The organism is Curtobacterium sp. ZW137 (genome assembly GCF_003762905.1).
In the GTDB taxonomy this organism is placed as follows: Bacteria; Actinomycetota; Actinomycetes; order Actinomycetales; family Microbacteriaceae; genus Curtobacterium.
The window spans coordinates 309067-321711 of sequence record NZ_RJKS01000003.1 but is presented as its reverse complement, the minus strand read 5'-3'; the positions used below and the strand labels follow the sequence as shown (position 1 = coordinate 321711).

Sequence of the window (12645 nt, the reverse complement as noted above, 5' to 3'; positions counted from 1 at the left end):
GGTGGTGCAGTGGCAGGATGGGACGCACGCCGTTCCGATGGAGGTACCAGATGACGACGATCGAACTGCCGCGCAAGCGTCGCAAGCAGATCAAGAAGCTCAAGGGCCAGACCGCCTCGCTCCTCGGCGAGCAGCGCAAGGTCCTCGAGCACGCGAACGCGATCCTCTCCGAGGCGCGCTCCAACGCAGCCGACGCTGCCCGCAAGGACATCGCACCCCGCGTCCAGCACGCGATCGACAGCGGCATCCGCCCGGCTGTCGCCACGGGTGTGCACGCTGCCACCTCGGCAGCACAGAACGCCTCGCACCGCTTCCAGTCCGAGGTCGTGCCGGGACTCGTGTCCACGGCCGGCTCCGTGCTGAGCGTGGTCGACCTCGCGAAGGACCCCCGGGTCCAGAAGATCGTGAAGGACGCCCAGAAGAAGGGCAAGAAGGCGAAGAAGGCGGCCGTCAAGTACGTGCCCGCCGCCGCGCAGAAGAAGAAGGGCATCGGCTTCGGCGGTGTCGCGCTGATCGTGGTCGGGGTGGTCGCCGTCGCCGGTGCCGCCTACGCCGCGTACCAGACGCTCCGCGCCGACGACGACCTCTGGGTCGCCGACGACGCCGACTCGGCGGACAAGTCCGCCGCCTGACCTCCCGGTTCGTACGAAGGGCCCCGGCACACGCCGGGGCCCTTCGTCGTCCCCGGGGTGCGCAGCGCACGGTGTGCCGAGATCGCACTTCGTGTCGCCTCCGATCCCGCGGTCCGACGAGTACTGCGATCTCACCGGTGCCCGAGCCCGAGCCCGAGCGCGCGCCAGGGGCGCCGCCGCCGGCGGCGGAACCGGCGCGTCACGCACGGCGGTGCCGAGATCGCACTTCGTGTCGCCTCCGAATCCGCGGCCCGACGAGTACTGCGATCTCACCGGTGCAGAGCGGGGGAGCGGGGGACGCGGGACGAGCTGGACGGGAGGCACGGTGCGGGCCCGACCCGGACCTCCAGTCCGGCCGCATCACCCCCGAAAGCCGCGCCCACGGTCGGCACGCACCTCGTGGCCGACAAGACGGCGGTGAGAGGCGCAGACGAGCATGACCGCGAGCGGCAGGTCACGACGTCGCGCCGCAGGGGCGGCGGCGCGCAGACGAGCACGACGACCGAGAGCGGCGAAGCGAGGAACGAGCGGAGCACCGCTCGCGCCGAGGGAGTGGAGCCTAGGAGAATCGAACTCCTGACATCCTGCTTGCAAAGCAGGCGCTCTACCAACTGAGCTAAGGCCCCGGGACACCCATGGTACGGATGTCTGGGAGATGTGGTGGGGCTACAAGGACTTGAACCTTGGACCTCTTCGTTATCAGCGAAGCGCTCTAACCGCCTGAGCTATAGCCCCTCAGACCGGATGAAAGCCTACCGTACGATCTCGCCGGAACGAAATCGAGCGGGAGGCCGCACCCGGCCCGGGTGTGTCAGTTGTTCGTGAAGCCCACGAGCAGGCCGCCCGTGATCCGCACACTGAGGTTGTAGAGGACACTCACGATGGCGCCGAGCACGGTGCCGACGACCACGTTGAGGATGCCCACGACGACGGAGAACCCGAGGACCTGGCCCAGTGAGAACTGGTCCATGATCGAGTAGTTGTTCTGCCCGGTGACGTCCTTCAGCAGGGCGTCGATCTGGGTGAACACCCCCGTCTGGTTCAGGATGACCCACACCAGTGCCGTGGCGACCACGATCACGATGCTGCCGGCCAGGGCGATGAGGAAGCTCAGCTTCACCATCGACCAGAAGTCGACGTACACGAGCCGCAGTCGGACCTGGCGGGTGCCGACGGGACGCTTCGCCTTCTTCTGGAGCTTCTCGGCGACACTACTCATTGGTTGACTGGTCCTCTCCGGCCTCGTCTACATCAGGCGCGGTGTCGGTGGGATCAGTGGAGTCCGGGGCCGCTTCGGCAGGGCTGACCGTCTCCACCGGGCCCGCGGGCTCGATCTCGGCGTCGTCCTGGTCGTCCAGGTTCCGCTCTGTGTTCCGGGCCACCGCGATGATCCGGTCGTTCTCCGCGAACCTCGCGAAGACGACGCCCATCGTGTCACGACCCTTGGCGGGGACCTCGGCCACGGCAGACCTTACCACCTTGCCCGATTGCAGCACGACGAGCACCTCGTCGTCCTCGCCCACGATGAGAGCACCCACAAGGTCGCCTCGGTCGGCGGCCAGCTTGGCCACCTTGATGCCGAGACCACCGCGTCCCTGGATGCGGTACTGGTCGACGGAGGTGCGCTTCGCGTAGCCGCCCTCGGTCATCACCCAGACGAACCCGTCGTCCGAGACGACCCGCGCTGCGAGCAGCGAGTCGCCGTCGCGGAAGGACATGCCCTTCACGCCGGAGGTCGAACGACCCATCGGCCGGAGCGTGTCGTTCGTCGCGGTGAAGCGGAGCGACATCCCGTGGCGCGAGACGAGCAGCAGGTCGTCGGACTCGTCGACGAGCAGCGCGGAGCGGAGCTTGTCGCCGTCGCGGAGGTTGATCGCGATGATGCCGCCGGTGCGGTTCGTGTCGTACTCGGTGAGCGCGGTCTTCTTCACGAGGCCGTGCTCGGTGGCGAGCACGAGGTACTGCGCTGCCTCGTAGTCACGGATGTCGAGGACCTGCTGGATCTGCTCGTCCGGCTGCATGGCGAGGAGGTTCGCGGAGTGCTGGCCCTTGGCGTCACGCCCCGCTTCCTGCAGCTCGTACGCCTTCGCCCGGTAGACGCGGCCCTGGTCGGTGAGGAACAGCAGCCAGTGGTGCGTCGTCGTGACGAAGAAGTGCTCCACGACGTCGTCCGCGCGGAGCTGGGCGCCGCGGACACCACGACCACCGCGGTGCTGCGAGCGGTACTGGTCGCTGCGGGTGCGCTTGACGTAGCCACCGCGGGTGATGGTGACGACGACCTCTTCCTCGGGGATGAGGTCCTCGATGGACATGTCGCCGTCGTACCCGAACATGATCTCGCTGCGGCGGTCGTCACCGAAGCGCTCGACGATCTCGTCGAGCTCCTCGCCGATGATCGAGCGCTGGCGCTCCGGGCGCGCGAGGATGTCGTTGAAGTCCGCGATCTTGAGCTCGAGGGCTTCCGCTTCCTCGTGGATCTTCTGTCGCTCGAGGGCGGCCAGACGACGGAGCTGGAGCTCGAGGATCGCGCGCGCCTGGATCTCGTCGACGGCCAGCAGGTCCATCAGACCGGTGCGGGCTTCTTCGACGTCGGGCGAGCGGCGGATGAGCGCGATGACCTCGTCGAGGGCGTCGAGCGCCGCCAGGTAGCCGCGCAGGATGTGTGCGCGCTTCTCGGCCTCGCGCAGCCGGTACTGGGTGCGGCGGACGATGACGTCGATCTGGTGGTCGACCCACGCGGAGATGAAGCCGTCGAGTGCCAGGGTGCGCGGGACACCGTCGACGATCGCGAGCATGTTCGCGCCGAAGTTCTCCTGCAGCTGCGTGTGCTTGTACAGGTTGTTCAGCACGACCTTGGCGACCGCGTCGCGCTTCAGCACGATCACGAGGCGCTGACCGGTGCGACCGGAGGTCTCGTCGCGGATGTCAGCGACGCCGGCGAGACGGCCGTCCTTGACGAGCTCGGCGATCTTGATCGCCAGGTTGTCCGGGTTGACCTGGTACGGCAGCTCGGTGACGACGAGGCAGGTGCGCCCCTGGATCTCCTCGACGCTGACGACGGCACGCATCGTGATCGAGCCACGACCGGTGCGGTAGGCGTCCTGGATGCCCTTGACGCCGAGGATCTGCGCGCCGGTCGGGAAGTCCGGTCCCTTGATGCGCTGCATGAGCGCGGCGAGGAGTTCTTCGCGGGTGGCGTCCGGGTGCTCGAGCGCCCACTTCGCGCCGGCGGCCACTTCCCGCAGGTTGTGCGGCGGGATGTTCGTCGCCATGCCGACCGCGATGCCGACCGAGCCGTTGACCAGCAGGTTCGGGAAGCGGGCGGGCAGGATCGCGGGTTCCTGCGTGCGGCCGTCGTAGTTGTCCTGGAAGTCGACGGTCTCCTCGTCGATGTCCCGGACCATCTCCATGGCGAGCGGCGCCATCTTGGTCTCGGTGTACCGCGGGGCGGCGGCGCCGTCGTTGCCGGGGGAACCGAAGTTGCCCTGGCCGAGCGCGAGCGGGTAGCGGAGCGACCACGGCTGCACGAGGCGGACGAGCGCGTCGTAGATCGCGCTGTCACCGTGCGGGTGGAACTGCCCCATGACGTCGCCGACGACGCGCGAGCACTTGGAGAACGCGCGGTCGGGGCGGTAGCCGCCGTCGTACATCGCGTAGAGCACGCGGCGGTGGACCGGCTTCAGGCCGTCGCGGACCTCGGGCAGCGCGCGACCGACGATGACGGACATCGCGTAGTCGAGGTAGGAGCGCTGCATCTCGAGCTGCAGGTCGACCTGCGAGATGCGGTCACCGGAGACGACGATGTCCCCGCTGTCGCCGTGCACGATCTCGGGCTGGTCGTCGTTCGTCTCGTTGTCGTCAGCCATGTGGCTTCAGTACCTTTCTGACGGCCTGGAGGCCGTGGTGACGTTCGTCGCGGTGGGCGCGACCACAGGTGGTCGGGACGAGGGCACGCGGCTGGCACCGCGCCTCCTGTCCGGTGATCAGATGTCGGACCTCAGATGTCCAGGAACCGGACGTCCTTGGCGTTCTGCTGGATGAACTGGCGACGTGCGTCGACGTCTTCACCCATCAGGGTGGCGAAGACGCTGTCGACGGCCGCCGCGTCTTCCAGCGTGACCTGGAGCAGGGTGCGGGTGTCCGGGTTCATCGTGGTGTCCCAGAGCTCCTTGTAGTCCATCTCGCCGAGGCCCTTGTAGCGCTGGATCCCGTTGTCCTTCGGGATGCGCTTGCCGGCGGCGATGCCCGCCTGCAGCAGGGCGTCGCGCTCACGGTCGCTGAAGACGTACTCGTGCGCGGAGTTGGACCACTTCAGGCGGTACAGCGGCGGCTGCGCGAGGTACACGTACCCGCGCTCGATGAGCGGACGCATGTAGCGGAAGAGCAGCGTGAGCAGCAGCGTGGTGATGTGCTGACCGTCGACGTCGGCATCGGCCATCAGCACGATCTTGTGGTACCGGGCCTTGTCCGGGTCGAAGTCCTCACCGATGCCGGCGCCGAACGCCGTGATCATCGACTGGATCTCCTGGTTGGCGAGGGCACGGTCGAGGCGCGCCTTCTCGACGTTCAGGATCTTGCCGCGGAGGGGCAGGATGGCCTGGGTCATCGGGTTGCGGCCCTGCACGGCGGAACCGCCGGCCGAGTCGCCCTCCACCATGAAGATCTCCGACAGTGTCGGGTCCTTCGACTGGCAGTCCTTCAGCTTGCCGGGCATGCCGCCCGACTCGAGCAGCCCCTTGCGCCGGGTGGTCTCGCGGGCCTTTCGGGCGGCGAGACGGGCCTGCGATGCCTGGATCGCCTTGCGGACGACGTCGCGGGCCTGCGTCGGATTGCTCTCGAACCAGTGCGTGAGCTCGGTGCCGACGACGCGCTGGACGAACGACTTTGCCTCGGTGTTGCCGAGCTTGGTCTTCGTCTGGCCTTCGAACTGCGGTTCGCCGAGCTTGACGGAGATGACGGCGGTCAGCCCTTCACGGATGTCGTCACCCGTGAGGTTGTCGTCCTTCTCCTTGATGATCTTGGCTTCGCGCGCGTAGCGGTTCACGAGCGTGGTGAGCGCGGCGCGGAACCCTTCTTCGTGGGTGCCGCCCTCGTGCGTGTTGATCGTGTTCGCGAAGGTGTGGACGCTCTCCTGGTAGGAGGTGTTCCACTGCATCGCGACCTCGAGCGCGATCTTGCGCTCGGTGTCCTCTGCCTCGAAGCCGATGACGTCCGGGTGGACCAGGTCGGCCTTCTTCTGCGCGTTGATGTACTCGACGTAGTCGGCGAGCCCGCGCTCGTAGCGGAAGGAGTCGTGGCGCGACTCTTCGCCTTCGTCGGGGGTGCGCTCGTCACGGAGGTTGATCCGGAGGCCCTTGTTGAGGAACGCCATCTGCTGGAAGCGGGCGCGGAGGGTCTCGTAGTCGAAGACGACGGTCTCGAAGATCTCGGCGTTCGGCCAGAAGGTGATCGTGGTGCCGTGGTCGTCGGACGCTTCGTCCTGGGAGAGCGGCGCGACGGGGACACCGTCGGTGTAGCTCTGGCGCCAGACGTGGCCCTGCTGGCGGACCTCGACGTCGAGTTCCGAGCTCAGCGCGTTCACGACGGAGGAACCCACGCCGTGCAGACCGCCGGAGACCGCGTACGCACCGCCGCCGAACTTGCCGCCGGCGTGCAGGACGGTCAGGACGACCTGGACGGTCGAGACGCCTTCGGCAGCGTGGATGCCGACCGGGATGCCACGGCCGTTGTCGACCACGCGGACGCCGCCGTCTTCGCGGATGGTGACGTCGATGGTGTCGCAGTAGCCGGCGAGGGCTTCGTCCACGGAGTTGTCGACGATCTCCTGCACCAGGTGGTGGAGACCGCGGGGGCCGGTGGAACCGATGTACATGCCCGGGCGCTTGCGGACTGCCTCGAGCCCTTCGAGCACCTGGATCTGGTCTGCGCCGTACGACGGTTCTTCTGCGGCGGGGTTGCCGCGGGGGTCCTGTCGGTCCTGTTCAGATCCTGATGCCATGTCGAGAGTGCTCCTGCCTGCGCGCGGAACACCCGCGCACTGCACCGCCCAGTCTATCGCAGGAGGCCCTCTTCCGAGGGCGAAAACAGCCCCTGGACGGCCGATTTCGCCACGAGGGGATGGTTTTGTCGGCTCAACCGTAAGTGTCGCGAGGACCGCGCCCCTGGACCGTCCTGAGACCGCGTTTCCACGTGGGGGCGTCCGGGCCGGAAACCCGGATCGACTCGACCCCCGCCTCCGGGTGCCGTTCCGCGATGGTCGTCGTGACGCTCGCGCGCATCAGCCGGAGCTGGGTCGCCCACGCCGTCGAGTCGCACCGGATGACCAGTGCGCCGTCCTCGATGGTGACCGGCTGGGAGTGCTTGGCGAGCTCGTCACCGACGACGCTCGGCCAGTCCACGAAGAGCTCGGAGCGGGCGAGCGGCTCGGTCCAGCCGAGTTCGGCGGCGAGGGAACCGACGATGTCGCCGAGGCCCTTCGGTTCCCGGCCGCGCCCGTACGGCACGGTGTCCGCGTCGATCTCCTTGGCACGGCGGCGGCGCGCGTCGACGCCGCGCTTCGTCGGGTCGCCGAAGACCGCCTTGAGGTGCTGGTAGACCCGGCTCGGTTCGGTGGGCTTCCACGGGCGGGGCATCAGACGCCGGCTTCCGTCGTGTCCGCTGCCGTGGTGTCGTCCGGACGGGAGGCCGTGGTCGGCTCCGCCTCGTCCGTCACGATGGTCCCGGACTCGATCCGGACGGTGTGGGCCGCCAGCTGTGGGGGCACGTCGCCGAACACCGCCGCCGTGATGAGGACCTGCTCGTAGTCCGCCACGGCGTTCCCGAGACGCTCGCGCCGGGACTCGTCGAGTTCGGCGAACACGTCGTCGAGGATGATGATCGGGTCGCCCAGGGTCGACTCGGCGCGGAGGATCGACGCCGACGCGAGCTGGATCGCCAGGGCGAAGGACCAGGATTCGCCGTGACTGGCGTATCCACGGGCCGGTAACCCGTTCAGGGTGAAGAGGACGTCGTCCCGGTGTGGCCCGGCGAGCGTCAGCCCGCGATCGAGTTCGTCGCGTCGACGTCGCTCGAGCGCTCCGCGGAACGCCTCCGCCGCGGCGGGAACGGTAACCGGTTCATTTGGTGTCCCCAGCACGGGGTCCGTCGCCGAGGCGTCCTCGGGATCGCCGCCACGCACGCTCAGCACACCGGTGATCGAGGCCTCGTGCCGCTCTCCGGCGACGGTCGCGTACGCCTCGGCGACGAAGGGTGCGAGTCGGCGGGTGAGGTGGTCGCGCGCGGCGATGATCTCGGAGCCGAACGCCACGAGTCGTTCGTCCCACACGTCGAGCGTCGCGAGCGATCCGGACTTCGCGCCGGTTGCCCGCGCGGACTTCAGCAGGGTGTTCCGCTGCCGGAGCGTGCGGTCGTAGTCCGCGATGACGCCCTGCATCCGCGGCGCGATCTGGACGAGGAGCTCGTCGAGCATCCGCCGGCGGCCGGCCGGTTCGCCGCGGACCAGCGCCAGGTCCTCCGGCGCGAAGAGCACGCTCGTGCAGTACCGCGGGAGCTCGCGCGGCTTGATCGCGGCGCGGTTGATCTGCGCCCGGTTCGACCCCGACCGGTTGATCTGCACCTCGGCGAGGATGCTCCGGTCGTCGTGGGCGAGCCGGGCCCGCACGATCGCGGCGTCGCAGCCCTGTCGCACGAGGGCCGCGTCGGTGGGGACGCGGTGGGAGCCGAGCGTGGACAGGTAGGCGATGGACTCGACGAGGTTCGTCTTGCCCTGGCCGTTCCGCCCGACGAAGAGGTTCGGCCCGCGTACGAGGTCGACGTCCGCCTCCCGGTAGTTCCGGAAGTCGGTCAGTTGGAGATGGTCGACGTGCACGCGGGCCGAGGCCGGGTTTCCCCGGGAAGTCCTAGGACTTCTTGACGGCGTGGCCGCCGAACTGGTTGCGGAGCGCCGCGACGGCCTTCATCGTCGGGGACGCGCTGCCCTGACGCGAGACGAAGCGCGCGAAGATCGACGCGGAGAGCGCCGGCATCGGCACGGCGAGCTCGATGCCCTCTTCGAGGGTCCAGCGACCTTCGCCCGAGTCCTCGACGTAGCCCTCGAGCTCGTCGAGCTTCGGGTCTTCGTTGAGGGCCAGCACCATGAGGTCGAGCAGCCAGGAGCGGACGACCGTGCCGCGCTGCCATCCGGCGAACACGGCGGGGACGTCGGTGATCAGGTCCTTGGCCTCGAGGAGCTCGTAGCCCTCACCGTAGGCCTGCATGATCGCGTACTCGATGCCGTTGTGGACCATCTTCGCGTAGTGGCCGGCGCCGATCGGGCCGGCGTGCGAGAAGCCCTCTTCGCGCGGGCCCTCGGGGCGGAGCGCGTCGAAGACCGGCATCGCGAACTCGACGTCCTTGGCGTCACCGCCGACCATGAGGCCGTAGCCGTTGTCCTTGCCCCAGACGCCACCGGAGACGCCGGCGTCCATGTAGCGGATGCCGCGCGCACCGAGCTGCTCGGCGTGCGTGGTGTCGTCGAGCCACTTCGAGTTGCCGCCGTCGATGACCAGGTCACCCTCGGCGAGGACGCCGGCGAGCTCCGTGATCACGTCGTCGGTGATCTTGCCGTGCGGGACCATGACCCACACGAGCTTCTGGCCCTCGGGCAGCGCGGCCGCGAGGTCGGCGAGGCTGGCGACATCGGAGACGGCGGGGTTGGCGTCGTACCCGGTGACCTCGATGCCTGCGTTGCGGAGACGGGCACGCATGTTGTTGCCCATGCGACCGAGGCCGACAAGACCGATGTGCATGATTTCCTCTTCTGTTCGTCGTCGCGCTGATGCAGGGGTGGCGCGTCAGCGCAGTGTTCGGCTGTTGCGCTATCGCAGCAGGAGATTGGGCTGCAGCAGGTACCGGTATCCGTCCGTCGCCGGTTCCTCACGCGAGGACTGGCCGGTGATGAGCACCGGACCCGGCTTGTTGGGGTTCTCCGTCTTGGTGAAGGAGATCCGGACGAACTCGGAGTGCACCGCGTTCAACCCGTCCAGGAGGAAGGCGGGCTTCAGCGAGACCACCGTTTCCTCACCGGTCAGCAACGCATCGATCGACTCTGACGCCTGCGCTTGTTCGGAACCGATCGCTTCGAGCGTGAGCCCGTCGACCGTGAAGGAGAACCGGAGCGCCGCTTCGCGCTCCAGGACGAGGGAGACCCGTCGGACCGCTTCGACCAGCTCGGCCGTGTTGATCACGGCGTGGTCTTGGACGGTCTCGGGGAAGAGCCGACGGACCGGCGGGTAGTTGCCCTTGATGAGCAGCGACGTCACGGTCTTGTCGTCGGCCTGGAACGCGATGAGCTCGCGGTCCGATGTGCCGCTGATCGACACCGACACCGTCGAGGCGGAGCCGAACGTGCGGCCCACTTCCTGCAGGGTGCGGGCCGGGACGAGCGCGTGCATCGGGTCGGAGCCGACGCGGCCGGAGTCCCACGCGATGGTGCGGACGGCGACGCGGTAGCGGTCCGTGGCGATCAGGGAGAGGTCGTTGTCGCCGACTTCGAGCTGGACGCCGGTGATCACCGGGGTGACGTCGTCCCGACTGGCGGCCACGGCGACCTGGGACACCGCTTCGGAGAACGCGTCGCCGGGGATGACACCGGTCTGTGCGCCGATCTCCGGGAGGGTCGGGTACTCCTCGACCGGCATGCTCAGCAGCGTGAAGTGCGCTGAGCCGCAGGTGACGGTGATCCGTGACTCTTCCGTGGAGAACGTCACGGGGGCGTTCGGCAGGCGGCTCGCGATGTCGTTCAGCAGTCGACCGGAGACGAGGACCGTGCCCGCGTCGTCGATCTGCGCCGAGATCGACGTCTGCGCCGACACCTCGTAGTCGAACGAGGAGAGGGTGAGCCGGTCGCCCTCTGCGTGGATCAGGACACCCGACAGGATCGGGAGGGTCGTTCGCTGTGGGAGGAGCTTCACCGCGAAGGAGACGGCTTCGGAGAAGACGTCCCGGTTGACCTCGAACTTCACAGCTGGGACCCCTGTCGATCGTTGGACTGTCCGGCCGCCCCATTGTGGCACAGCGGAGCCGAGCCCGGATTTCGTGTGATTCGGCCGTCCACAAGGTTGGCCCAGTGATCCAGAGAGAAAAACAGGAACAAGAGTATTAACGCCTGTGCACACTGTGGATAACCCTGGGGATGCCGCTCAGCGACAGGGAACTACAACCGTGTGACTTGTGAGCGGCCTGTTGGCGCTCTCGGGATGAATGAAACTCATCTATCCACTTCCATCCCCAGTCTCCACAGAGGCCCTCCCGTCTGTGTACAACCGTCCGGCGTGTCCTCCACAGTTATCCACAGGCTTTCCACACTGTGAGAACTCCGCCGCATGGAACCGTCTCAGATGGTGGACGCGCGCCGAAGTGGGCCGATCTCACGGTGGTGAGTCGAGCCTCCCGGCGGTCAGAACGTTTGTTCTGGCGGACGCGAGCGCAACGCGCTCAGCGGTACCGGCGGTCCTGCTTGATGCGGCTCGTCAGCTCGGTCACCTGGTTGTAGATGGACCGTCGCTCCTTCATGAGCTCCGCGATCTTCTTGTTCGCGTACATCACCGTGGTGTGGTCGCGGTTGCCGAACAGCTGTCCGATCTTCGGCAGGGAGAGGCTCGTCAGCTCACGGCAGAGGTACATCGCGATCTGCCTGGCCGTGGCGATCGCCTGCGACCGGGACGAGCCGTAGAGGTCGTCGACCGAGAGCTTGAAGTACTCCGCGGTGTGGTTGATGATGTCCGTCGGCGCGATGACGTTGTCCTCGTCGAGCGTGATCAGGTCCTTGAGGACCGTCTGCACGAGGGCCATGTCCACGGCCGTCCGGTTCAGGCTCGCGAACGCGGTGACGCGGATGAGCGTCCCCTCGAGCTCCCGGATGTTGCTCGACACCTTCGACGCCATGAACTCGAGGATGTCGTCCGGCACCTGCAGGTGGTCGGACTGCGCCTTCTTGCGGAGGATCGCGATGCGCGTCTCGAGGTCGGGCGCCTGGACGTCGGTGATCAGGCCCCACTCGAAGCGGCTGCGCATCCGGTCCTCGAACCCGGTGAGGTGCTTCGGCGCGACGTCGGAGGTGATGACGACCTGCTTGTTGTGGTCGTGCAACGTGTTGAACGTGTGGAAGAAGGCTTCCTGCGTCGAGTCCTTGCCCTGGAGGAACTGGATGTCGTCGATCAGCAGGATGTCGATGTCGCGGTACCGCTGCTGGAACTGGTTCGACCGGTTGTTCGCGATCGAGTTGATGAAGTCGTTCGTGAACTCCTCGCTCGACACGTACCGCACCCGGATCCCCGGGTAGAGGCTCTCGGCGTAGTGGCCGATCGCGTGCAGGAGGTGGGTCTTGCCGAGCCCGGAGTCGCCGTAGATGAAGAGCGGGTTGTACGCCTTCGCCGGCGCTTCCGCCACGGCGACCGCAGCTGCGTGGGCGAACCGGTTCGAGGCGCCGATGACGAAGTTGTCGAAGTTGTACTTCGGGTTCAGCCGGGACTCCGGGCGACCGCTGGTGCCCGGAGCGTCGATCTGGCTCGGGACGAACGGTGCCTCGATGTACTGACGGGGCGCCGCACTCTGCTCGACCGCCTGCTGCACCGGCTCCGCGTAGGAGGGGACCGTCGGCTCGACGCGGGGCTCCGATGCCATGTCCGGGTTCACGGTGATCGCGAAGTTCGCCACCGAGTCGTCGCCGATGCGCGAGACGGCCTCGGTGATGGGCACACGGATCCGCTGCTCGAGCATCCCGCGGGTGAGGTCGTTCGGCACCTCGAGGTAGAGGGTGCCGGCGAGGACGCCCTTCGGCTCGACGAGGTTCAGGAAGCCGTGCAGCTGCGGCGTGATGCGGTCGTCGTCCGCGAGGAGTCCGAGGACGGAAGACCAGAGGTCCTCGACGGGGTCGGCCGGCATCGTCATGTCGCGCTCGTCTCCAGGGTCTCGTGTCGTCCGTGTGTGGGCAGGGGCGTTCCGGGCGCTCGGGCGGGCGCAGCGACACCGTTCC

Annotated in this window: 9 protein-coding genes and 2 tRNA genes; 1 reads left to right on the top strand and 10 read right to left on the bottom strand. The window is 67.8% G+C overall.

Annotated elements, in window-relative coordinates; translation table 11 throughout:
• The first annotated feature begins 50 nt into the window (after positions 1-50).
• Positions 51-632: a hypothetical protein gene (locus EDF55_RS11165; protein WP_123655028.1), complete on the top strand. Its 582-nt coding sequence runs from the start codon at positions 51-53 to the stop codon at positions 630-632.
• 553 nt (positions 633-1185) lie between these two features.
• On the opposite strand, the gene EDF55_RS11160 is transcribed toward EDF55_RS11165, so the two are convergent.
• The 10 genes from EDF55_RS11160 to dnaA all read right to left on the bottom strand — a co-directional run bounded on the left by EDF55_RS11160 (position 1186) and on the right by dnaA (position 12560).
• Positions 1186-1258 (bottom strand) — tRNA-Ala (locus EDF55_RS11160).
• 32 nt (positions 1259-1290) lie between these two features.
• A tRNA-Ile gene (locus EDF55_RS11155) sits at positions 1291-1367 on the bottom strand.
• Positions 1368-1443: 76 nt separating this feature from the next.
• Positions 1444-1851, bottom strand: coding sequence for a DUF3566 domain-containing protein (locus tag EDF55_RS11150; protein ID WP_022907014.1), 408 nt, complete (start codon positions 1849-1851; stop codon positions 1444-1446).
• Positions 1844-4498 carry a DNA gyrase subunit A gene (gene gyrA / locus EDF55_RS11145; protein ID WP_243698188.1) on the bottom strand — a complete coding sequence of 885 codons (2655 nt, stop codon included), beginning with the start codon at positions 4496-4498 and terminating at the stop codon, positions 1844-1846. The genes EDF55_RS11150 and gyrA overlap by 8 nt, the downstream gene beginning before the upstream one ends.
• A 131-nt stretch (positions 4499-4629) precedes the next feature.
• A complete protein-coding gene (gyrB, locus tag EDF55_RS11140) occupies positions 4630-6630 on the bottom strand; it encodes a DNA topoisomerase (ATP-hydrolyzing) subunit B (protein ID WP_123655027.1) in 2001 nt (666 codons plus the stop codon).
• 133 nt (positions 6631-6763) lie between these two features.
• Positions 6764-7264 carry a DUF721 domain-containing protein gene (locus tag EDF55_RS11135; protein ID WP_123655026.1) on the bottom strand — a complete coding sequence of 167 codons (501 nt, stop codon included), beginning with the start codon at positions 7262-7264 and terminating at the stop codon, positions 6764-6766.
• Positions 7264-8499: a DNA replication/repair protein RecF gene (gene recF / locus EDF55_RS11130; RefSeq protein ID WP_123655025.1), complete on the bottom strand. Its 1236-nt coding sequence runs from the start codon at positions 8497-8499 to the stop codon at positions 7264-7266. The genes EDF55_RS11135 and recF overlap by 1 nt, the downstream gene beginning before the upstream one ends.
• A 31-nt stretch (positions 8500-8530) precedes the next feature.
• Positions 8531-9418: a phosphogluconate dehydrogenase (NAD(+)-dependent, decarboxylating) gene (gene gnd, locus EDF55_RS11125; RefSeq protein WP_123655024.1), complete on the bottom strand. Its 888-nt coding sequence runs from the start codon at positions 9416-9418 to the stop codon at positions 8531-8533.
• A gap of 69 nt (positions 9419-9487) precedes the next feature.
• A complete protein-coding gene (dnaN, locus tag EDF55_RS11120) occupies positions 9488-10633 on the bottom strand; it encodes a DNA polymerase III subunit beta (RefSeq protein WP_123655023.1) in 1146 nt (381 codons plus the stop codon).
• 472 nt (positions 10634-11105) lie between these two features.
• Complete coding sequence (dnaA, locus tag EDF55_RS11115; protein ID WP_123655022.1) at positions 11106-12560, bottom strand: chromosomal replication initiator protein DnaA; 1455 nt, start codon at positions 12558-12560, stop codon at positions 11106-11108.
• Positions 12561-12645 lie beyond the last annotated feature (85 nt).

Excerpts from the sequence above, each read along its gene's own strand:
- gyrB (WP_123655027.1), bottom strand. The coding sequence starts at position 6,630 with ATGGCATCAGGATCTGAACAGGACCGACAGGACCCCCGCGGCAACCCC.
- EDF55_RS11135 (WP_123655026.1), bottom strand. The coding sequence starts at position 7,264 with ATGCCCCGCCCGTGGAAGCCCACCGAACCGAGCCGGGTCTACCAGCAC.
- EDF55_RS11150 (WP_022907014.1), bottom strand. The coding sequence starts at position 1,851 with ATGAGTAGTGTCGCCGAGAAGCTCCAGAAGAAGGCGAAGCGTCCCGTC.
- EDF55_RS11165 (WP_123655028.1), top strand. The coding sequence starts at position 51 with ATGACGACGATCGAACTGCCGCGCAAGCGTCGCAAGCAGATCAAGAAG.
- gnd (WP_123655024.1), bottom strand. The coding sequence starts at position 9,418 with ATGCACATCGGTCTTGTCGGCCTCGGTCGCATGGGCAACAACATGCGT.
- gyrA (WP_243698188.1), bottom strand. The coding sequence starts at position 4,498 with ATGGCTGACGACAACGAGACGAACGACGACCAGCCCGAGATCGTGCAC.
- dnaA (WP_123655022.1), bottom strand. The coding sequence starts at position 12,560 with ATGACGATGCCGGCCGACCCCGTCGAGGACCTCTGGTCTTCCGTCCTC.